Genomic DNA, 1,354 nt, shown 5'->3' with positions numbered 1-1,354 from the left:
CGGAGACGTTAGACACACTCGTTATAGGGTCAAGCGAACAAGTGCATGTGGTGGATGCCTTGGCGATCACAGGCGATGAAGGACGCGGTAGCCTGCGAAAAGCTTCGGGGAGCTGGCAAACAAGCTTTGATCCGGAGATGTCCGAATGGGGAAACCCGGCCCGAATGGGTCATCCCTTGCTGAATACATAGGCAAGGGAAGCGAACGCGGCGAACTGAAACATCTAAGTAGCTGCAGGAACAGAAATCAACCGAGATTCCCAGAGTAGTGGCGAACGAAATGGGAAGAGCCTTGCACTCTTTAGCAGAACTGTTAGCAAAACGGGATGGAAAGCCCGGCCATAGCAGGTGATAGCCCTGTATGCGAAAACAGATTTGTGGAACTAGGTGTGCGACAAGTAGGGCGGGACACGTGAAATCCTGTCTGAAGATGGGGGGACCATCCTCCAAGGCTAAATACTCGTGATCGACCGATAGTGAACCAGTACCGTGAGGGAAAGGCGAAAAGAACCCCGGGAGGGGAGTGAAATAGATCCTGAAACCGCATGCATACAAACAGTCGGAGCCTGGCAACGGGTGACGGCGTACCTTTTGTATAATGGGTCAGCGACTTACATTCAGTGGCAAGCTTAACCGATTAGGGAAGGCGTAGCGAAAGCGAGTCCGAACAGGGCGTTGAGTCGCTGGGTGTAGACCCGAAACCAGATGATCTATCCATGGCCAGGTTGAAGGTGCGGTAACACGTACTGGAGGACCGAACCCACTAACGTTGAAAAGTTAGGGGATGAGCTGTGGATAGGGGTGAAAGGCTAAACAAATCTGGAAATAGCTGGTTCTCTCCGAAAACTATTTAGGTAGTGCCTCGTGTCTCACCTTCGGGGGTAGAGCACTGTCATGGTTGGGGGGTCTATTGCTGATTACCCCGCCATAGCAAACTCCGAATACCGAAGAGTGCAATCACGGGAGACAGACATCGGGTGCTAACGTCCGGTGTCAAGAGGGAAACAACCCAGACCGCCAGCTAAGGTCCCCAAATATAGCTAAGTGGGAAACGAAGTGGGAAGGCTAAAACAGTCAGGAGGTTGGCTTAGAAGCAGCCACCCTTTAAAGAAAGCGTAATAGCTCACTGATCGAGTCGTCCTGCGCGGAAGATGTAACGGGGCTAAGCTATATACCGAAGCTGCGGACGCACAGCAATGTGCGTGGTAGGAGAGCGTTCTGTAAGCCTGTGAAGGTGTCTTGTAAAGGATGCTGGAGGTATCAGAAGTGCGAATGCTGACATGAGTAGCGATAAAGGGGGTGAAAGGCCCCCTCGCCGTAAGCCCAAGGTTTCCTACGCAACGTTCATCGGCGTA

The 1,354-nt window shown here is 52.4% G+C and carries 1 rRNA gene; it reads left to right on the top strand.

What is annotated here, in order from left to right:
- Positions 1-27: 27 nt before the first annotated feature.
- A 23S ribosomal RNA gene (locus tag ACIPIA_RS16390) occupies positions 28-1,354 on the top strand; the annotation flags it as partial.

The organism is Allobosea sp. CER48 (assembly GCF_044752385.1).
Taxonomy (GTDB): domain Bacteria; phylum Pseudomonadota; class Alphaproteobacteria; order Rhizobiales; family Beijerinckiaceae; genus Allobosea.
This window is presented reverse-complemented; position numbering and strand designations above follow the sequence as displayed.